This is a genomic window from Sorangium sp. So ce375 (genome assembly GCF_051473855.1).
GTDB lineage: Bacteria > Myxococcota_A > Polyangia > Polyangiales > Polyangiaceae > Sorangium.
This window is the reverse complement of sequence record NZ_CP150335.1, coordinates 9012858-9032777: the sequence shown is the minus strand read 5'-3', so window position 1 is coordinate 9032777 and position 19920 is coordinate 9012858. Positions and strand designations below refer to the sequence as shown.

Below are 19920 nucleotides of genomic sequence, written 5' to 3'. Positions count from 1 at the left end.
CTGGATCCCCCGCGGCGCGACGCTATCGTCTCTCTCTGTCTCAACTCCCCAGGCGAGGCGGCATGTACCAGCTCAAGATCGACCTCATCAACGCCCTCATCGAGGTCACGTTGCAAGGCGTCGTGCGCGCGGAGGAGGCGCAAGCGTACGCCGCCGATTACAAGAAGGCGCTCGGCTCGCTCTACGGCCGGAGGATCCGCGTCTTCGTGGATTTCCGTGGGTTCTCCATCGCGTCCGAGGAGGCGACGGAGCTCCTCCGCGACATCGGGACGACCGCGGCCGCGATGGGGGTGATCCGGACCGCGGAGCTGGTCCAGAGCGATCTCGCGGCGCTCCAGGCGGGCCGGATCGCCCGTGAGGCGGGCATCGCGGAGCTCGTGCGGGTCTTCAAGGACGAGGGCGCCGCCCGCACCTGGCTCCTCGGCGATCGCGCGGCGCCGGGGTAGGGACCGTGGCCGGCGTCCGCCCGGGGTCGCCCCGGCCGGCGCGGGCAGGGCCGGGGCGCGCCCCGGCCCTGGGATCAGCGCACGACGAGCACGTCCTCGAGGGGACGGCGGAGCGAGCGCGTCGACGGCGGGCCCGCGAGCGACAGGCGGAAGAGCAGGATCTCCGCCGTCGCGTCGGTGACGTCGAACAGCCGGACGTACCGCTCCCGGAGCGCCCTCGCGACCTCCACGCTCTCCGGATCCATCCCCTCGCCGTGGCCCCGGATCAGCCGCGCGAACAGGTAAGGCAGCGTCGCCATCGGGTAGACCGCGATGCCCCGCTGCGTCGCCGTGAGCCACGCCCGCTCGACCGCCCTGCCGCCCTGGAAATAGTCCGCGAGCCCGGCGCGAGGCAGGGTGATCAGCCCGACGGCCATCGCGCCGGCGATCGCCTTGCGCGCCGACTTCTCCAGCGCTCCTCCGCCGCCCCAGCGCTGAACGAGCTCCATCGTGCGCCAGTCCCGGCAGATCCTGAACCCCGCGAGATCGACCGGCGAGAACTCGAACGAGCCGACGAAGATGCCGTCTCGGCGCGCCTCCGCCTCGGCTTCGGTCCAGCGTATCTCCTTCATCAGGTCGGCGTGGGTGCGCTGCGCGAGCAGCCGGATGCGATCGCCGACGCCGAGGAGGGCGGCGATCTCCTCGAGCGCCGCCGGCGACTCCAGCAGCTGGAGGTCCGCCCCGGGGATGGACCTGACCGCGGCGGCGAGGGCTGCGCGGTGCTCGTCCGCGAGCTCCGCCCGCTGGCTCGTGCGCCGGTTCGTGCACCGGAGCCCGATGGCGTCCGCGAGGGGATCCATCGCGTGATCCTCCGCGCCGCTCACCGGCGCGCCGAAGAAATCGAACGTCGCCGCGAGCTCCTCGTCGCCGTCCCGAGGGAAGGGCGAGACGCGCACGTGGAGCCCCTCGCGGTGCGCGGCGAGGACGACGTTCTCGGCGGCCGCGCCGAGCGCGACCACGCCGCCCGCCCCCTGGTAGTCGGCGAGCGACTCGGAGCGCGCCCGGTCGTGCAATAGCCCGAGCCGGCGCCCCTCGTAGACCCAGCGCCAGGGCTGGCAGTTGCCGCCCGAGGGCGCCGCGATCCCCGCCTCGACGAGGCGCCGCAGCCGCTCCCGGTCGAGCGCGACGGCGCCGGTCGCCCCGTCGAGCGGGGGCAGCCGCGATGCCGGGGCGATCGCCGGGCCCCGCGCCTCGGACGCGCCCGGCGCGCCGGCCTCCGCCCCCTCTGCCCCCTCTGGCCCGCTGATGATCTGCTCCAGGTCGACGTAGTACCGGCCCGACCGCACGGGCTCTCCCAGGGCGAGGCGGCGCGCCGTGTCCGCGGCCGCGGCCCCGCCGTGGACGACCGCCGAGCCGAGCTGGGGCCACGTGCTCACCGTCTGCTGCACCTCCAGGAGCGAGGCGCTGAACCGCGTAGAGAGCGTGTCTTGCCCGATGATCTGCATGACATAAGGCACCTTGTCCTCGGTCGACAGGCCGCGGATGCGCTCGGGCCTGAGGTCGCCGACGAGCCCGTGGAGGATCGGCCGATCCGGCTCCAGATCGAAGCGCTCCACGTCGATGAGCCCCCTGTCGCTCGTGTCCATCAGGACGGGTATGCGGTGGGCGCGCGCCCTCAGGCGGAGCTCCAGCTTGATATCGAGGCTGTCGCACTCGTCCACGACGATATCGAGCTTGCCCCCCTCGAGCAGGAAGCGATCGATGTTGTCCGGAGTGACCCCTTCGGCAAAGCACTTTACTTCGAGGAACGGGTCGAGCTCGGCGATCTCGCGCGCCGTGGCGACCACCTTGGGCACGTCGAGGTTGTGCACGCCGGTCCGGATCCGGTTCATGTTGGAGAGCTCGAGGTGGTCGAAGTCGGCGATGCGCAGCTCGCCGGCGCTCCGCTCGAGCGCGACCGTCAGCGCCACCGACTGGCCCACGGAGAGCCCGACGACGCCGAACCGCCGGCGCGCGAGCGTCTCCTGCTCTTCGGGGCTGATCTTGTACCGGTTGCGGTTGGTCCGCAGCTCGACGAACTCGGCCTCATCGAGCAGGTGCACGAGGCGGCGCGACCACGGGTAGTGGACCCAGGCGCCGTACGCCTGGCGAGGGACGCCGGCGAGGTGCTCCTCCACGAGCCGCGCGATCTCTGGCTCGCCGAGGGTCCGTCGGGGGTGCCGCGTCTTCACCAGATCCGCGAGCTGCCGGTCGATCGCGTCGCAGATCTGGAGGCGCGCGTCGTCGCGCAGCAGGCGCCCGAGCTGCTCGGCGTCGGCCTCGCGCGTCGGCCGGAACAGGCGAGGCCGCCACTCCGTCGATTCGGTGTACCGCTCTTGATGCTCCGAGAGGAGCTGCTGCCACCTGGTCATGGCCACCGTGGTATCACGGTCTCTTCCGGCACGTCGCGGCGCGCGGCGCTCGGCGAGCGCGCCGGCCCGCTCCGGGTCACTTCGTCGTGCGGGGCGCCCGACCCTCGATCTCGAGCCTCATCCTCGCGACCTTGTGGTGCACCGTGGCGGCCTCGGGCCCGCCGACCTCCAGATAGCGCAGGGCGGAGGCGATGTCGTTGCCCCGGAACGACCTGACCCTCGGGTTGAACCAGCTGAGCGCTATCCCGATCTGCCGGACGAGCAGCGCGTCGGTGCAGATTGCCACAGTGAGTGTATGGCTGCTTACGAAATCGTTGATCGACGCGCGCTGCTTCGCGTTGGGGCCGCCTCCGGCCGTCACCACCAGCGTCTTGGAGCAGGTGGGTGGGAGGGCGAGCACGGTCTGCATGTAGAGCTCCCAGTCCTCATCGCACGGCTGTTCCCTGCCATGGACGGCGATGAGCACGTGCTCCGTCGTGTCGAACAGCATGGTGGGTAGGGTCATCGTCTCACCGAGCGCACACGTAGCTTACGTCGTCGTGCCGGCGAGCCGCCAGATCGCGGACGCATCCGTCTCCTGGGACGGCCGTGCCGCCTGCGACGGGGCGAGGGGGCGCGAGAGCCACGGCGTTGCACCTAGGACGGTTCGATCGACGCAGCAACGACTCGAGGCGACATTCGTCGCGGCGCTGACCGCGAGAACCGCGAGCCGGTGGGGGCCGAGGCCGCGCACGGCGGCGCGCTCCCGTCGCGCCATGGCATCGGCCTGGCTCGACCTGAAGGGCCGTTGCCGATGACGCCGCCCGAGCGGGACGGCGTCGGCGATCGCGCGGCGCATCCAGGGCATACCCGAGCTGTTTCCAAAGGATTTCATGACGTGCTGCTGGGCAGTTGCACCGGGGGTTGCCAGCTGCGCTGTGGTCTATACTACGGAATGTGCGGTGGAGGTCTTCTCAGCGCGCTTCGGCGCAATTCGATGTTGCACCGAGGCTTGACGGATGACCCCCACCACATGTAGCGCTCGATCGGTGGGTTGTATTGTCCAGCAGACAGGGCCGGCGCCCTGCTTGCTGCGGTTCTCAATGTGACCACCTCGCCGGGGGAAAGGTTTTTCGCGATGCGTGTGCTGGAAAACTTCGTCGGCGGAGCCTGGTCTCGAGCTTCAGAGACGACGCGCCTCGAAGTGAAGAACCCGGCGACCGGGGAATCTCTTGCGGAGGTCCCCCTCTCGACGACGTCGGACGTCGACGCGGCGGTGAGGGCCGCGCAGGCGGCGTTCCCCGGCTGGAGCGCGACGCCGCCGGTGCAGCGGGCGCGCTACCTCTTCAAGCTGCGCGAGATCTTCGACGCCCACCGCGACGAGATCGCGGCGATCTGCACCTCCGAGCACGGCAAGACGCTGGGCGAGGCGCGGAACGATTTCGGGCGCGGCATCGAGAACGTCGAGCACGCGGCCGGCATTCCGGCCCTCATGATGGGGCAGGGCCTCGAGGACGTGGCGACCCGGATCGACTGCCACACGATCCGCCAGCCGCTCGGCGTCTTCGCGGCGATCACGCCGTTCAATTTCCCCCCGATGGTGCCGCTCTGGTTCTTGCCCTACGCGATCGCGACGGGGAACACGTTCGTCCTCAAGCCGTCGGAGCAGGTCCCGCTCTCGCAGCAGCGCATCTTCGAGCTCATCGAGCAGGTCGGGCTGCCGCCCGGCGTGGTGAACCTGGTCCACGGCGGCCGCGACGTCGTGAACGCCTTCTGCGCGCACAGGGACATCGCGGGTGTGTCGTTCGTCGGCTCGTCGGCGGTCGCGCGCCACGTGTACAAGAGCGCCGCGGAGGCGGGCAAGCGGGTCCAGGCGCTCGGCGGGGCCAAGAACTTCCTCGTGGTGATGCCGGACGCCGAGCGGCAGATGACGGTCGCCAACGTCGCCGAGTCCATCTATGGCTGCTCGGGTCAGCGGTGCCTGGCCGGCAGCGTCGTCGTGTGCGTCGGCGACACGTACGAGGCCGTGCGCGACGGGCTCGTGCGCCACGCGAAGGGGATCGTGCTGGGCGACGGAGCGAAGCCGGGCGTGACCATGGGCCCTTTGATCTCGGCGGCGCACCGGGACCGCGTGCTCTCGTACATCAACCAGGGCGTGGCCGAGGGGGCGACGCTCCTCCTCGACGGCCGGGACGCCACGGTCGAGGGGTATCCCAACGGCAACTGGGTGGGCCCCACGGTCTTCGGCGACGTGCGGCCAGGGATGGTGATCGCGACCGAGGAGATCTTCGGGCCGGTCGCGTGCCTGATGCGCGCGAACGACCTCGACGAGGCGATCGCGATCGCGAACCGGAGCGAGTATGGCAATGCGGCGTCGATCTACACGTCGAGCGGCCGCGCGGCGCGCGAGTTCCAGCACCGCGTGGGCGCCGGGATGGTCGGCGTGAACATCGGCGTCGCGGCGCCCATGGCCTTCTTCCCCTTCGGCGGCCAGAAGGGCAGCTTCTTCGGCGATCTGAAGGCGCACGGCCCGACGGCCATCGACTTCTACACCGAGCGCAAGATCGTCATCACGAGGTGGTTCTGATGGCACGGAATGTACTTGGTGGGCTGATCCAGTGCTCGACCCCGATCGGCGATGAGGGCGCCTCCGTGGCGGCCATCCGGGACGCGATGTTCGAGAAGCACCTTCCGTTCATCGACGACGCGGGGAAGAAGGGGGTGCAGATCCTCTGTTTGCAGGAGGTCTTCAATACACCTTACTTCTGTCCTTCGCAGGACGCGAAATGGTGCGACGTGGCCGAGCCCGTCCCCGGCCCGACGGTCGAGCGGCTCGCCGCGTATGCCAAGAAGTACAAGATGGTCATGATCATCCCGATCTACGAGCGGGAGATGGCGGGCGTCTATTACAACACGGCCGCCGTGGTCGACGCCGACGGCACGTACCTCGGCAAGTACCGGAAGACGCACATCCCGCACACGAACGGGTTCTGGGAGAAGTTCTTCTTCAAGCCGGGGAACCTCGGCTATCCCACGTTCCAGACGCGGTATGCCCGGATCGGCGTGTACATCTGCTATGATCGCCACTTCCCGGAGGGGGCGCGGCTGCTCGGCCTGAACGGCGCCGAGATCGTGTGGAACCCCTCGGCGACGGTCGCCGGGCTCTCCCAGTACCTCTGGAAGCTCGAGCAGCCCGCGCACGCCGTGGCCAATGGATACTTCATCGCCGCCTCGAACCGCGTCGGCACCGAGGCGCCGTGGAACATCGGCAAGTTCTACGGGACGAGCTACTTCTGCGACCCGAGGGGCAGCTTCCTCGCGACGGGGAGCGAGGACAAGGACGAGCTCGTCGTCGCCGAGATGAACCTCGACATGATCGAGGAGGTGCGGAGGACGTGGCAGTTCTACCGCGATCGCCGGCCCGAGACGTACGGCGAGCTCATGAAGCAGCTGCCCTGAGGGCCCGGGGCGGCGGGAGGACGGCGAGGTCAGCCAGCGAGCGCGACGAGCGCGACGAGCGATGCGAAGTCCACCGCGAAGACACAAGCAGCGCCGGGGCGCTGGTCGCGGCCGGCCCTCTCCCCCGGCGTTTCCCTCGCCATGGCGGCGCCGCCCCCCGGAGGGGACCCGCCGCCCGGCGCTCACCGGCGGAGGAGCAACATGGGCATCCTGATCAAGAACGGCGAGATCATCACAGCGAGCGACCGGTTCGTCGGCGACGTCTACTGCGAGGACGGGAAGATCGCCGCCGTCGGCGCGGGGCTCGCGAAGGAGCGCGCGGGGGACACCGTGATCGACGCCTCGGGGCAGCTCATCTTCCCCGGCGGGGTCGACGCCCACGTTCACATGGAGCTGCCGTTCATGGGGACGGAGAGCTCCGACGATTTCGAGACCGGCACGGCGGCGGGCGTCGCCGGGGGCACGACCTCGATCATCGATTTCGTGATCCCGGCCCGCGGGCAGGCGCTGCTCGACGGGCTCGCGATGTGGAACGAGAAGGCGAAGAAGGCGGTCTCCGACTACGCCTTCCACATGGCCGTCACCTGGTTCGGCGACGACACGCTCAAGGAGATGGCCGTCTGCACGCGAGAGCACGGCATCCCGTCGTTCAAGACCTTCATGGCCTACCGCGGGGCGATCGGCGTCGACGATCCCGAGCTCATCCAGGTGATGGAGGCCGCCAAGGGCCTCGGCGCGCTCGTGACCGTCCACGCCGAGCACGGCGACGCGGTCGTCGCGCTCCAGAAGAAGCTCCTGAAGGAGGGCAAGACCCACCCGCGGTACCACGCGCAGAGCCGCCCCGCGCCGATCGAGGGCGAGGCGACGGGGCGCGCGATCATGCTGGCCCGGATGATCGGCGAGCCCATCTACATCGTCCACCTCACCTGCAAGGAGGCGCTCGCCGCGGTCACCGAGGCGCGGAGCAGGGGCCAGGTGGTCATGGCCGAGACGTGCCCGCAGTACCTCCTGCTCGACGACTCGGTCTACGAGAAGCCCGGCTTCGAGGGGGCGGCCTACGTGATGAGCCCGCCGATCCGGCCGAAGGGCCACCAGGACGCGCTGTGGGCCGCGCTCTCGTCGGGGCTCATCCAGACCGTGGCGACCGACCACTGCCCCTTCAACCAGGTCGGCCAGAAGGACATGGGCAAGGACGATTTCTCGCGGATCCCGAACGGCGCCGCCGGCATCGAGAACCGCCTCGCCCTCCTCTGGACCTACGGGGTGCTCGAGGGGCGGATCGACGTCCACCGCTTCGTCGATCTCTTCTCCACGCAGCCGGCCAAGATCTTCGGGCTGTACCCGCGCAAAGGCTCGATCGTGCCGGGCGGCGACGCGGATATCGTTGTCTTCGACCCGAAGGGGACGAGCACCATCTCCGCGAAGACCCACCATCACCGGTGCGACCGGAGCATCTTCGAGGGCTTCGAGGTGAAGGGGCGGCCGACGCACGTCATCGTGAACGGCCGGGTCCAGTGCGTGGACGGCAAGCTCGACGTCGAGCGCGGCGCCGGGCGCTACCTGCCGCGCCGGCTCGGCCCGACCCAGGGAGCCCAGGCCTTCTAGTCACCACCCTCCACGCCCCACCCGAGAGGAGCCGCGCGAGCGCCAGCATGACCCGAGCCCCGATACGCCTCTCAGCCCTCCCGTCCGGCCGGATCGAAGAGCGATTCGAGGACAAGAGCCCGCGCTACAACGACGCCGAGGCGATCGCCGAGGCGAACCGGTGCCTCTACTGCGTCGACGCGCCCTGCGTCAAAGCGTGCCCGACGGCGATCGACATCCCGACCTTCATCCGGAAGATCGCGGCCGGTCAGGTGAAGGGCGCCGCCCGCACCATCCTCACGGCCAACCTGCTCGGGCAGTCGTGCGGGCAGGCCTGCCCCGTCGAGGTGCTCTGCGCGGGCGACTGCGTCTACAACGCTTGGGGGCGCGAGCCGATCGCGATCGGCCGTCTCCAGCGCTACGCGGTCGAGTCGGCCCTCGCGCGCGATCCGCGGATCTTCCGGGCGAAGCCGCCCACCGGCAGGAGCGTCGCGCTCGTGGGCGCGGGGCCGGCGTCGGTCGCCGCGGCGGGCTACCTCGCCCTCGAGGGGCACCGCGCGGTGATCTTCGAGCGGAAGGCGATCCCCGGCGGCCTGAACACGCTCGGGATCGCGCCCTACAAGATGAAGGGGCACGAGGCGCTCCGCGAGCTCGAGTGGGTGCTGTCGCTCGGGGACGTCGAGCTCCGCGCCGGCGTCTCGGTCGTCGCGCAGGCGGCCGGGCCGGGGGAGATCTCCGCGCGCGACCTGCTCGCGGACTACGACGCGGTCTTCCTGGGGCTCGGCCTGGGCGCCGACGCGCGCCTCAGCCTCCGCGGGGAGGACGGCGAGGGCGTGGTGGGAGCGACCGCGTTCATCGAGCGCCTCAAGGCCGATCCGGGCCTCGATCTCGCGGCTGTGCGGCGCGCGGTCGTCATCGGCGGCGGGAACACGGCGCTCGACGTCGCCCACGAGCTCGCGCTGCTCGGCGTCGACGTGGCCGTCGTGTACCGCCGATCCGAGGCCGAGATGTCGGGCTACGCGCACGAGCTCGAGGGCGCGCGGGTCGCCGGCGCGCGGCTCATCGAGAACCGGGTGCCGGTCGAGGTGGTGCGCGAGGGCGGCAAGGTCGTCGCGCTGCGGATCGCGCCCGCCGACGCCGAGGGGCGAGGCCCCGCGCCGGGCGCGGAGGAGCTCGTGCCCGCCGATCTCGTCGCGATCGCGATCGGGCAGAGCCGGGCGACGCAGGTGGCGCTCGCGTTCGAGGGCGTGGTCCTCGACGCGCGGGGGCGCGTGGTGGTCGACCCGGCGACGCACCGCACGGGCAACCCGAAGGTCTACAGCGGCGGCGACTGCGTGAACGGCGGCAAGGAGGTCGTCAACGCGGTCGCCGAGGCGAAGATCGCCGCGCGGGCGATGCACGAAGCGATGACGACGCGGACGGGCGGCGCGGCGCCCGGATCCTCACGGCAAGGGAGCTGAGCGATGGCCGACCTGTCTATCGACTTCGCCGGGATCAAGAGCCCGAACCCGTTCTGGCTCGCCTCGGCGCCGCCGACGAACACCGGAGATCAGGTCCGGCGCGCCTTCGACGCCGGCTGGGGCGGCGCCGTCTGGAAGACGCTCGGGAACCCCATCGTCAACGTGTCGAGCCGGTTCGGCGGCATCGACTACGGCAACACGCGGCTCATGGGGCTCAACAACGTCGAGCTCATCACCGATCGCCCGCTCGACGTGAACCTCAAGGAGATGCGCGAGATCAAGCGGCGTTACCCGGGCCACGCGCTCATCGCCTCCCTGATGGTCGAGACGAAGGACGAGTGGCGCGAGATCATCCGCAAGGCCGAGGACACGGGCGCCGACGGGCTCGAGCTCAACTTCGGCTGCCCGCACGGCATGTGCGAGCGCGGCATGGGCTCGGCCGTCGGCAACGAGCCGGCGGTCCTCCAAGAGATCGCGCGCTGGGCCGTCGAGTTCGCGACGACGCCGGTCATCGTGAAGCTCACGCCCAACGTCGGCGACATCCTGGAGCCGGGCGAGGCCGTGCTCCGCTCGGGAGCGCACGGCGTCTCGCTGATCAACACGGTGAAGTCGCTGATGGGCGTCGATCTGGAGCGGATGGTCCCGCTCCCGCGCGTCGGCGGCGCGTCGACGAACGGTGGCTACTGCGGGCCCGCGGTCAAGCCGATCGCGCTCCACCTCCTGAGCCAGCTGGCGCGCCACCCCGGCGTCGGCCGGCTGCCGATCTCCGGCATCGGCGGCATCTCGAACTCCCGCGACGCCGCGGAGTTCATCGCGCTCGGCGCGACGAGCGTCCAGGTGTGCACGGCGGTGATGCACTACGGCTACCGCATCGTCGAGGAGATGATCGAGGGGCTCAGCGACTGGCTCGACGATCACGGGATGCGCTCGGTGAACGAGCTGCGCGGCAGGGCGATCCCGCAGGTCCAGGAGTGGGGCGAGCTCGACCTCTCGTACCGCGTGATCGCGGACATCAGCGCCGAGAAGTGCATCGGGTGCCAGCTCTGTTACGTCGCCTGCATGGATGGGGCGCACCAGTGCATCCACCTGCCGGGGAGGACGGAGGCGGAGGCGCGCGCGGCGGGCCACACCCACCTCCCGAAGGTCATCCCGGATCGCGCCGTGACGGCGGATCCGAGCGGGGAGGCGGCTCCGTCGCGGGTCCCGTTCGTGGACGAGGAGGAGTGCATCGGCTGCAATCTGTGCGCGCTTGTCTGCCCGGTGCCGGGGTGCATCACGATGAAGGAGGTGCCTTCAGGCAAGCCTCCCGAGACGTGGAACGACCGTGTCCAGAAGGGGACGGACTTCGTGCCCGGCGGGCTGGAGACGACTGCCCGCGCGCGGAGCTCGTGAGCCCCGGGCTCCTGGCCCGGAGGCCAGGAGCCCGCGACGACCGCGAGCGCGCCGGGGCGCAGCTCGGCTACGGGGCGAGCTTCACGACGATGGCGTCCCCGTGGTTGTACGTGCCCACGCCGACGGCGTTGCCCGCGCTGTCCACGGCCAGATCGAAGATCTCGCCGCGGTCCGCGCTGCCGATCGGGTCGACCGACCACGACACGGCGCCCGACGGCGAGAGCTTCGCGACCGCGCCGCGCGGGTTGATGAACGCGTTGCCGGCGCCGTCGACGGCGACGGCAGGGAGGTTCCAGTAGCTGGAGAGCAGGCCGAGGCCCGTCGTGTCGACGCTCCACACGGGCGCGCCGGAGGCGGTGAACCTGGTCACGGTCGTGCCCAGGTTGACGACCAGGTCGCCGGACGGGGTCGCGGCGACGTCGCCCCGGCCCGGCGCGCCGGAGACGACCTGGCTGAAGACGTGATTGCCGGCGGCATCGAGCTTCGCCAGGTACATGCCGTGAGCCGCCGGCGAGCTTCCCAGCGGACCGCCGCCGAGGTTGAGCGCGCCGGAGAAGCGGCCGAGGACGATGACGTTGCCCGCGCCGTCCACGGCGACGCTCGCGGGGTCGCTGTCGTACGGGTCCGCCGCGAAGGTCCTGACCCAGATCGGCGCGCCCGACGCGCCGAGCTTCGCGATCAGGAGATCGCTGCCAGGCCCGCCGCCGAGGGGGCCGGTGCCGAGATCGACCGTGTCCCAGAGGACGCCGGCGAGCGCGGCGCCCGAGCCGGCGCGCGCGACCTCGACCTGGGAGAGGCCGACGATCTCCGCGAGGAGATCGCCCGACGCGGTGAACCGCTGGACGCCGACGCTCGAGCCCGCGAACAGCTCGCCGGATCCCGACGCGGCGACGCTCAAGAACGTGCCGTTCTCCGGGCGCCTGTCCCACACGTGGTTGCCCGCGGCGTCGAGCTTCGCGAGGAACTGGGTGTCGAACATCCCCGAGGGGAGCGGCCCGCCCTGCCCGACGAAGTCGATCGCGCCGTAGGCGTAGCCGCCGAAGATCACGTTGTCCGCGCCGTCGATCGCGACGGCGCGCGCGTGCATCGACTCGTGCCAGCCGTTGACGAAGCGCCGGCTCCACAGGACGCTGCCGGGGGCGCACGGCGCGCAGCTCGGGCCGCCGCAGTCCACGCCGGACTCGGCGCCGTTCTGGATCCCGTCCTCGCAGGTGTCGTTGTAGCAGACGGTGAGCGCCGGCCGCTCCGTGGTGCTCGCGCTCTCGCTGCTCCGCAGGGTGCTCCGGGTCACCGCGGCCTCCTCGATCAGCACGCCGTTGTTGGCGAGCGCGCCGCTCACCCAGGCCTGCGCGAGCGCGGTGACATCGACGTTCCGGAAGCCGGTGGTGCCGCCGGGCCCGCCGGTGACGAAGGAGGCCTCGATCGCCGGATCGAAATGGCCGCCGCCGCCGAAGTTGCCCCACGTGACGCCCGACTCCGTCCACGCGGCGGTGGCCCGGTGGACGCGCACGGCGCTGCTCTCGATCTTGTACGTCTGGTACAGCGACAGCGTCGCCGAGGCGATCTCCGCGCTCGCCGGGATGCCGGCGAGGTTGAACCAGAGCAGGCTCCGCCGGACGCCGCCCGTGCCGGTGCCCGTCGTGAGCGAGGTGCTCGCGCCGTCGTTCCAGGTGGGCGATACCTGCCAGAGCGTCGCGTCGGCCACGTCGCCGCCGAAGCCGCGCCGGAAGGTCACGCACCGCGGGTCGCACGCGTCGCCGTGTCCGTCGGCGTCGCCGTCCACCTGCGATGGGTTCGCGGCGGCAGGGCAGTTGTCGTGCTCGTCGACCACCCCGTCGCCGTCGCTGTCCTGCGCGAGCTCGAACGCGTACGCGGGAGAGCCCACGATGACCGAGCTCCCCGAGACGGCGACGGCCTTGCCGAAGGCGCCGCCGGTCCGGCCGCCGCCGGTGAGCTTGCCCCGCTCGATCTCGATCCACTCGCCGCTCGCCGGGGAGAACACGTACGCCGCGCCCGCGTCCGGCTGATCGAAGCGGTCGGCCAGGATGGCGCCGGCGATCGCCATGCTGCCGGAGATCGCCACCGCGCTGCCCAGGCCGTCCCCGGTCCTGCCGTCGGTCGCGATCAGCCTGGAGTCCTGGTTCCAGCCGGTCGCCCCCCGGTCGAACACGTAGGCGAGGCCCCGCCCGAGCTCGTACCACGGCATCGGCGGGCTCATGACGCCCGGCGCGCCCACGGCGATGCGCCCGCCCGAGATCGCGACCGAGCTGCCGAAGCGATCGTACGGCTCCGGCGGGTCCGCCGCGAGCCTGTGCGCGCCGCTCCAGTCGCTCGCCTCGAACACGTACGCGGCGCCGACGCCGTCGTTCTCCAGCCACCACTTGTCCCCGGGTGAGCCGACGACCACCGTGCCGCCTTCGATCGCGACGGGCGGCGTGTTCCAGGTGTTTCCGTCGGCCGGGGCGACGAGCTCGACCTCCTCGCTCCAGGCGCCGCCGCTGCGCGCGAACACGTAGACCGACGCCTCGGCGGAGAGGACGGCCCGATCGCCGTCGACCGCGACCGCCCCGATCACGGGGTTCGACGCCCCGCCGCTCGCGACGAGCTTGGCCTGCTCGGACCACACGCCCCCGCTCCGCACGAACACGTAGGCGGCGCCTGTGCCCCCGGTCCCCCAGGGCGCCCCGACCACGGCCGTGTCCGCCGAGATCGCGACCGAGGCGCCGAAGCCGTCGCCCGCGGCCCCGTCGCCCGGGACGAGCCTGGCTTGTTGCGTCCAGGCGCCGCCGCTCTTCACGAACACGTAGGCCGCGCTCCCGGGCGCCCCGACGATCGCGGTGTCACCCGACATGGCGATCGCGTCGCCGTTCAGGTGGATCGGGGTCGAGCCATCGACCGCGATGAGCGCCGTCCGCTCCGAGGCGGCGAGCGGATCCACCGTCACCGGGTACGCGGCCCCGGCGGTGTCCACGCGCAGCGACAGCGTGCGCGCGTCGACGCCGAGCTCCATCCACGCGGGCAGCGCCCGCCCCGTGGCGTCGCTGGCGTGGAGATCCGTGTACCGCATCGCCACGGCGCCGGACGCCTCGCGCAGCGCGACCCCCTCGCCGCCGGCGAGCGGCGTCGCTCGGAGATCGCCGCCCAGGGCGAGCTCGATCACGAGGTCCTGGTCCCCCGGGGCGAGGCAGGGCGGCGCCCCGGGCACCGTGAAGCCCTGCTCCAGCCCGAGCGGCCCGTTCACGTACCACTCCACGAGCTCCTCGCCCGGCGACGCGCCCTGCCGGCGTAGCTCGACGCGGTTCTTCGCGGCGCTCGGCGCCGCGCGCGGCACCTCGCGCAGATCGCCCGCGCACCCGTACCGCGCGGGGGCCATCGAGAAGCTCCACCGCGCGTCGCCCTCCTCCGGCGCGATCCGCACGCCCGAGGCGCTGAAGTCGGCCGCGAGCCGGTGCGCCGGGTTCGGCGCGCGCAGGCTGGCCCCCGTCGCGCCCGGGGAGCCCTCGAGCACCCTGTAGCTCTCGGGCGCCGACGCCTGCACGGCCTCGATGTACGCCGCCCGAAGGCGCGCTGGTGCCGCCGCGCCGGGCGCCGCGGGCGCCGCCGCCGCGCCGTCCACCGACGGCGCGGGCTCTCGCGGCGGCTCTGTGGAGGCGCACCCCCCCACCATGGCGGCTGCGGCCATCACCTGTCCGATCCTCCCCATGCGATGTCCCATAAGCTGGCTCTCCATCTGGCTGACGCTCCCTCGCGCGGGCGCTCCGGGCGCCGGAGCGCTCCACGCCGGAGGGCAGCGAGCTCGCGGCGCTCCATCGCAAGGTCCGCGCCCTCGCCAGGGACAGGGGTCCGGCGCCGTCGCCAGGGAAGAGGAGCGCCGCCGGCGCGGCGCGCCCTCTGCCGATCGAGGTCGGTTCCAGGGCGCGCTCGCGGTCCGCTCCCGGCCTCTGGCCGGCCATCGGACGCGACGACGGCCGCCGGCCGGCCGCGCGCGCCGGGGCGCTTCGCGCTCGCCTCGGTGCCGCTGCCCTGCGGCCGGCGTTCACGAGCGGCGCGCCGCCGCGTCCGATTTCGTGACACGCGCGGCGTGGTGACCGGAACAAACAACAGGGAGGGCAGGTGCCCTCGCTGGAGGAACATGGTCCCGAAAGACGCAGCGACGAAAACCCCGCGGAATCGCGGTCTCACGCCGAACGCCCACGCGAAGCAAGGGCAGGCGGGCATGTCTGATCACGAGGAGCGGGCCGAGCTGCTCGCCGAACACCGTCTGGAGCTCGCGCGGCTGCTGCGAGGCCTGCCGGCCCAAAGCGGCGCCCCCTCGTCGCTGACGGGTTATCTCCTCTCCTTGAGGGAGCCGACGGGCTACCTCATCGCGATCGGCCTGCAGCAGCGCGACCCCGATCTCGAGCCCGAGCGCACGCTCCGCTCGGCCCTGGCCGCCGGCGAGCGCACGCCGATCCTTGTCGGCATGATGGCGCGCTCGCCGCTGGCCGAGATCATCGCGCCGCTCTCGCCGGTCACGCGCGCGGTCGCCGCGCGCCTGAAGCGACCGGCCCCCTCGGCCACGCTGCGGGTCGTCGTCGCCGCGGCCGGCGGGGCGGAGCTCTTCTTCGTGAAGCTCTCGGACCTCTCGTCCGGCTGAGCGGGCGGCCGGCTCCGGCGCTCACTCGTTGGCGTAGACGCGCCGCTCGCTCGAGTCGAGCCCGAGGTACACCACCCGGCTGTCGAGGCTCGCTCCCCCGCGCTCGGCGCCCTCGGGCGCCGGCCGGCGGTCGGCGGCCTCGTCGCCCCTGCGCAGCGCCTCGTACTCCGCGACGGAGGCGCGACGGCACCCGTCGAGCGGGGCGTCGATCTCGAGAGCGGCGACCAGCGCTCCGGCCTCCGGCCCGATCCTGCCCGCGAAGAACTCGGCGCAGCAGCCCGATCCGTAGCTGAACAGCCCGATACGCCGCCCCTCGAGCGCGCGGGCCTCCGCGTTGAGCAGGGACGCGAGCGCCAGGTAGAGCGAGCCCGTGTAGATGTTGCCGACGCGCGACGGCAGATCGAGCGACGGCTCCACCTCGACGGCGAAGCTCTCGTCGGCGGCCTGCTCGGTCAGGCCGTCCATCGCCAGCCGGTGGCGGTGGGCCTTGCGGGCCATCTTGCCGTAGGGGACGTGATAACAGGTGCGCGCGAGGGGGTCGCCGTCGCCCGCCACGCGGCGCCACTCGCCGTAGGCGCCGGCGAGGGCGTCGAGGTAGCACTGCACCGAGTAGTGGCCGTCGACGAGCGCCTCCTTGTGGTGGAGCGGCCGCCAGAAATCGTAGACGTCGCGCGCGTACGTGCCGGTCTGGCCGACCTCGATCTCGACGAGGCGCGGGCGCTCGCGCACGAGCAGCGCCACGGCGCCGGCGCCCTGGGTGGGCTCGCCCGCCGAGCCGAGCGCGTAGCGCGCCACGTCGGAGCACACGACGAGCGCGGCGCGGCCGCGGGCCGAGCCCGAGGCGATCCAGTCCACCGCGTTGAGCAGGCCCGCGGTGCCCCCGAAGCAGGCGTGTTTGGCCTCGAAGACCCGGCACGCGCTCGGCAGCCCGAGCAGGCCGTGGAGGAAGGAGGCCGCCGGCTTCGCGTGATCCACGGCCGTCTCGGTGCCCACGACGCAGAGCCCGATGTCGTCAGGGCTCGCGCCCGAGCGCTGGAACAGCCGGCGGGCCGCGTTGGCCCCGAGGGTGATCGGATCCTCGTCGGGCGCGGCGATCGCCATCCGGCGGGTCCCTAGGCCGCTCAGGTACTTGGATGGCGCGACGCCCCGCGCCTCGGCGAGCTCGGCGAGCTCGACGAACCGGCGCGGGACGGCGAGGGCGATCGCATCGATGCCGATGCGAGGAAAGTCATGACGTAGGCTCATACCTGCATCCTAGGGGCGCATTGTGCAGAGACCATCGAGCCCACGGGGAACGTCGGAGGAACCGACGCGCCCGACGCGTCGCGGCGCCCCGCTCCATCCGGCGCCTGCCCTCAGCGCCCGCGACGTCAGCGCCCGCGCCTCTGCCCACCGCGCCTCGCCGCGCGCACCATGTATAGTGACAGCGACCCTTCCATGACACATGTCATGGAACAGCCTCCGGGAAAAATCGCGCTCGGGTCAAAATCGTCACCACATCTCGTTGCAGTTGTGCAATCTGGAATGGCGCGTTCGTGCGCCATAGCGGTCGAGGTTCATGTGAAGCTCTCCCGGTCCAACGTGTTGGTTCCGCTTCTTGGGTTGGGTGTCCTGCTGTTGACCGGCGCTTCAGGGTGCTCCTGCAGCTCCGGGGCGGAAGGCGGCGTGGACGCGACGGCCGGAGCGAACGTCGGCGGAGGCGGCGCGGGCGGCGACGGCACCGCGGGCGGCACGGGCGAAGGCGGCGAGGGCGGCGACGACGGGGGGACGATCGGCACCGGCTCCAGCGGCTCCAACACGGGGGGCGGCGGTCCCGTCACGCCCGATACCGCGTGTGTCGCCACGGTCGCCCACGCCACGCTCACGAAGCGGCCGGTCGACATCGTGTTCGTCATCGACAACTCGTCGAGCATGGCAAACGAGATCATCAGCGTACAGAACAACATCAATCAGAGCTTCGCCTCGATCATCGGCGAGAGCGGCATCGATTACCGCGTCATCATGATCTCCGCGCACGGCGCTGCGGAGGTCGACGACTCGATCTGCATCGGCGCCCCGCTCAGCACCGCGACCTGCTCCCCGGTCCCGGAGGTTCCGGGGAACAACCCGCCCATCTTCTACCATTACAGCCACGAGATCAGGAGCAACGACGCGCTCTGCGTGCTCCTCGGCAGCTACAACGGCGGCATGCCCGACCAGCACGGCGTGGCGCCGTCCGGGTGGTCGGAGTGGGTGCGCGAGGACTCGCTCAAGGTGATCACCGTGATCACCGACGATCATGTGGGCTGCCAGTCGACGCACCTCGAGCGCAACATCTATATCGACGACACGCGGCAGCCCTGGGAGGATGTCGCCACGGACTTCGAGGAGATGCTGTTCGGCCTGGACCCGGCGGTCTTCGGCGACGCGACCGCGCCCAACTACGTCTTTCACAGCATCGTCGGGCTCCACGAGAACGAGCCCGCCACGGACGCCTACGCGCCCGACGCCGCCGTGGTCGAGGAGATGTGCGGCACCGCCGTCGCGCCGGGCACGGGCTACCAGACGCTCAGCAAGAGGACGGGCGGCCTCAGGTTCCCGCTCTGCGAGACGAGCTCGTATGACATGGTGTTCCAGGCGATCGCGGAGGGCGTCATCACGGGCGCGGTGGTCGCGTGCGATTTCGAGGTGCCGGACTCGCCGCCGGGAGAGGTCATCGACCTCTCGACCGTGGTCGTCCAGTACACGCCGGGCGACGGGAGCGACCCGCAATCGTTCAAGCAGGTGGCGAGCGTGCAAGCGTGCGCCCCGGGCTCCTTCTACATCGCGAACGGCATGATCTCGCTCTGCCCCGACGCGTGCCAGCTGGTCCAGGACGACGCCGCGGCGGCGGTCGACGTCCTCTACGGCTGCGACCCCGAAGCGGCGCAGTGAGCTCCCCGGTCGGGCGGCGGCGCCGGTGAGCGCGGCCGCCGCCCGATGGGGCCGGCGCGGGGCGCGTCGAGCGCCCTGCGCGGCCGTCGCGAGCGCGGCGGCCGCGCTTCACCGGCGCCGCCTCCCGCGAACACTCAGAGGCAGCAGCGGAAGCCGTTGGTCGGATCGTCGTCGGTGAGCCGATCCTTGGAGGGCGGCAGCTCTTTTTCCTCACTCATCGTGGGCGTCTTCACACCGCAAAGAAGGTGATCCCTGTCGGAGAGCTGCGAGCCGCCACGGATAAGGCATTTCCCTGTCGCGTCGCAGGAGTTTTCCCACTCGGCCACGTTGCCGCTCATGTTGTACAGGCCCGTCACGCCGCCAATGCACGTCGGGATGGGCGGAGACGGACTGGGCGGGCCGGGCTTCTTCGAGAGCCCGGTGTTCAAATCGACGCCCACGCACCTGGTCGACTCGTAGTCGTCACCGTACGGATAGTTGTTCAGCCCCTGTCCGGAGCACGCGTTGTACCACTCGCTCCGCGCGGGGTTGTCGAACTCGGCGACGGAGTTCTCTCCGCCCCCGATCCTGCCGCAGAGGTGCTTGCCGACATAAGCGCAGTACGTGAAGGCATCGCACCAATCGATGTAATTGACGGGCTCTCGCCCCTCCGTGTAGGGCCACCCGCTCGAGGGGCGATAGACGTTCCCTGTGCACTCGGCCGGCATGCCGGCGAGCACCGGGTTCGCCGTGAGGAAGCGGTCGTACTCCTGCTTCGTCACCTCATACTGGTCGATGCAGTAGCTCCCGCCGCCGGCCACGGGCGAGATCACCATCGACTCGGGGCACGCGCAGGTGTGGGTCGTGGTGTTGCAGATCGACGTCGCGCAGTCGGTGTTGGCGGCGCAGCGCTGCCCCGCGGGGCACCGTGTACTGCAAGTGATCCCGCCGCAGTCGATATCGGTCTCTCGGCCGTTCTTCACGCTGTCGCTGCAGCTCGCGTCCTGACAGACGAGCTCGCGGCAGACGAGCTCACGGCAGTCGGTCGATTTGGAGCACGCCTTGCTAGGGGCGCAGCTGGGGCAGAGCCCGCCGCAATCGATGTCGGTCTCCTGGCCGTTCTTCACGCCGTCGCTGCAGGTCGGCTCCAGGCACTGGCCGTTCACGCAGCGCAACGACCCGCAATCCGAGCCCGCCGCGCAGCGCTTGCTGGTCGCGCACGGCGGGCACGCCGGGTTGCCGCCGTGCGGCGCGGCGGCGCCGCCGCAGTCGATGTCCGTCTCGTCGCCGTCCTTCACGCCGTTATCGCATCGCGCCGCGGTGCACGTGCGCCCGGCGCCGGCCCCCCCGCCCTCCTCGCACCGCCCCGAGAAGCAATCCGCGGGCTCCGCGCACGCCTGATCCACCAGGCAGAGCGTGGCGCAGGTGCCGCCGCAGTCGACGTCCGTCTCGTCGCCGTCCTTCACGCCGTTGGAACAGCTCGGCACAGCCTCACCGCCCTGTCCGCCGGTGCCGCCTTGCCCGCCGGTACCGGCGCCCTGTCCGCCGGTGCCGCCTTGCCCGCCGGTGCCGGCACCCTGTCCGCCGGTGCCGCCCTGCCCACCGGCGCCGCCGCCCTGCCAAAGGAGCCGTGGAATCGGCGCTCTCCTCCGCGAAGAACCGGCGCCTCTCCGCACGACGAG

The 19920-nt window shown here is 71.6% G+C and carries 13 protein-coding genes; 8 read left to right on the top strand and 5 right to left on the bottom strand.

Going from position 1 to position 19920, the window contains the following annotated elements; all coding sequences use genetic code 11:
• The first annotated feature begins 62 nt into the window (after positions 1-62).
• Positions 63-446 carry an STAS/SEC14 domain-containing protein gene (locus WME90_RS33570; protein WP_437276123.1) on the top strand — a complete coding sequence of 128 codons (384 nt, stop codon included), beginning with the start codon at positions 63-65 and terminating at the stop codon, positions 444-446.
• A 74-nt stretch (positions 447-520) separates the two neighbouring features.
• Here WME90_RS33570 and WME90_RS33565 read toward each other — a convergent pair whose 3' ends face one another.
• Together WME90_RS33565 and WME90_RS33560 are read right to left on the bottom strand one after the other, a co-directional pair.
• A complete protein-coding gene (locus WME90_RS33565) occupies positions 521-2836 on the bottom strand; it encodes an Rv1355c family protein (protein ID WP_437276122.1) in 2316 nt (771 codons plus the stop codon).
• A gap of 76 nt (positions 2837-2912) precedes the next feature.
• Positions 2913-3341, bottom strand: coding sequence for a hypothetical protein (locus tag WME90_RS33560; protein WP_437276121.1), 429 nt, complete (start codon positions 3339-3341; stop codon positions 2913-2915).
• 612 nt (positions 3342-3953) lie between these two features.
• Between WME90_RS33560 and WME90_RS33555 the strand changes: the two genes are divergently transcribed.
• The 5 genes from WME90_RS33555 to preA all read left to right on the top strand — a co-directional run bounded on the left by WME90_RS33555 (position 3954) and on the right by preA (position 10710).
• Positions 3954-5402, top strand: coding sequence for a CoA-acylating methylmalonate-semialdehyde dehydrogenase (locus WME90_RS33555; protein WP_437276120.1), 1449 nt, complete (start codon positions 3954-3956; stop codon positions 5400-5402).
• Complete coding sequence (locus tag WME90_RS33550) at positions 5402-6274, top strand: nitrilase-related carbon-nitrogen hydrolase (protein WP_437276119.1); 873 nt, start codon at positions 5402-5404, stop codon at positions 6272-6274. The genes WME90_RS33555 and WME90_RS33550 overlap by 1 nt, the downstream gene beginning before the upstream one ends.
• Positions 6275-6475: 201 nt before the next feature.
• The gene (gene hydA, locus WME90_RS33545) at positions 6476-7879 is read left to right on the top strand and encodes a dihydropyrimidinase (RefSeq protein ID WP_437276118.1); all 1404 of its coding nucleotides are present in this window, start codon (positions 6476-6478) and stop codon (positions 7877-7879) included.
• 47 nt (positions 7880-7926) lie between these two features.
• A complete protein-coding gene (locus WME90_RS33540) occupies positions 7927-9318 on the top strand; it encodes an FAD-dependent oxidoreductase (protein ID WP_437276117.1) in 1392 nt (463 codons plus the stop codon).
• Between the two features lie 3 nt (positions 9319-9321).
• Positions 9322-10710 (top strand): NAD-dependent dihydropyrimidine dehydrogenase subunit PreA, encoded by a 1389-nt coding sequence (gene preA, locus WME90_RS33535; protein ID WP_437276116.1) that lies wholly within the window; start codon positions 9322-9324, stop codon positions 10708-10710.
• 67 nt (positions 10711-10777) lie between these two features.
• On the opposite strand, the gene WME90_RS33530 is transcribed toward preA, so the two are convergent.
• Positions 10778-14392 (bottom strand): DNRLRE domain-containing protein, encoded by a 3615-nt coding sequence (locus WME90_RS33530; RefSeq protein ID WP_437276115.1) that lies wholly within the window; start codon positions 14390-14392, stop codon positions 10778-10780.
• A gap of 534 nt (positions 14393-14926) precedes the next feature.
• Here WME90_RS33530 and WME90_RS33525 point away from each other — a divergent pair.
• Positions 14927-15346, top strand: a complete 420-nt coding sequence (locus WME90_RS33525; RefSeq protein WP_437276114.1) for a hypothetical protein — start codon at positions 14927-14929, stop codon at positions 15344-15346.
• 21 nt (positions 15347-15367) lie between these two features.
• On the opposite strand, the gene WME90_RS33520 is transcribed toward WME90_RS33525, so the two are convergent.
• Positions 15368-16591, bottom strand: coding sequence for a hydroxymethylglutaryl-CoA synthase family protein (locus tag WME90_RS33520; RefSeq protein WP_437276113.1), 1224 nt, complete (start codon positions 16589-16591; stop codon positions 15368-15370).
• A 420-nt stretch (positions 16592-17011) separates the two neighbouring features.
• Here WME90_RS33520 and WME90_RS33515 point away from each other — a divergent pair, with 420 nt between their 5' ends.
• The gene (locus tag WME90_RS33515) at positions 17012-18259 is read left to right on the top strand and encodes a hypothetical protein (protein ID WP_437276112.1); all 1248 of its coding nucleotides are present in this window, start codon (positions 17012-17014) and stop codon (positions 18257-18259) included.
• Positions 18260-18393: 134 nt separating this feature from the next.
• On the opposite strand, the gene WME90_RS33510 is transcribed toward WME90_RS33515, so the two are convergent.
• Positions 18394-19725 (bottom strand): formylglycine-generating enzyme family protein, encoded by a 1332-nt coding sequence (locus WME90_RS33510; protein ID WP_437276111.1) that lies wholly within the window; start codon positions 19723-19725, stop codon positions 18394-18396.
• Positions 19726-19920 lie beyond the last annotated feature (195 nt).

Coding starts and splice junctions, on each gene's coding strand:
- WME90_RS33530 (WP_437276115.1), bottom strand. CDS start 14,392: ATGGCCGCAGCCGCCATGGTGGGGGGGTGCGCCTCCACAGAGCCGCCG.
- WME90_RS33525 (WP_437276114.1), top strand. CDS start 14,927: ATGTCTGATCACGAGGAGCGGGCCGAGCTGCTCGCCGAACACCGTCTG.
- preA (WP_437276116.1), top strand. CDS start 9,322: ATGGCCGACCTGTCTATCGACTTCGCCGGGATCAAGAGCCCGAACCCG.
- WME90_RS33555 (WP_437276120.1), top strand. CDS start 3,954: ATGCGTGTGCTGGAAAACTTCGTCGGCGGAGCCTGGTCTCGAGCTTCA.
- WME90_RS33520 (WP_437276113.1), bottom strand. CDS start 16,591: ATGAGCCTACGTCATGACTTTCCTCGCATCGGCATCGATGCGATCGCC.
- WME90_RS33550 (WP_437276119.1), top strand. CDS start 5,402: ATGGCACGGAATGTACTTGGTGGGCTGATCCAGTGCTCGACCCCGATC.
- hydA (WP_437276118.1), top strand. CDS start 6,476: ATGGGCATCCTGATCAAGAACGGCGAGATCATCACAGCGAGCGACCGG.
- WME90_RS33560 (WP_437276121.1), bottom strand. CDS start 3,341: ATGACCCTACCCACCATGCTGTTCGACACGACGGAGCACGTGCTCATC.
- WME90_RS33565 (WP_437276122.1), bottom strand. CDS start 2,836: ATGACCAGGTGGCAGCAGCTCCTCTCGGAGCATCAAGAGCGGTACACC.
- WME90_RS33540 (WP_437276117.1), top strand. CDS start 7,927: ATGACCCGAGCCCCGATACGCCTCTCAGCCCTCCCGTCCGGCCGGATC.
- WME90_RS33570 (WP_437276123.1), top strand. CDS start 63: ATGTACCAGCTCAAGATCGACCTCATCAACGCCCTCATCGAGGTCACG.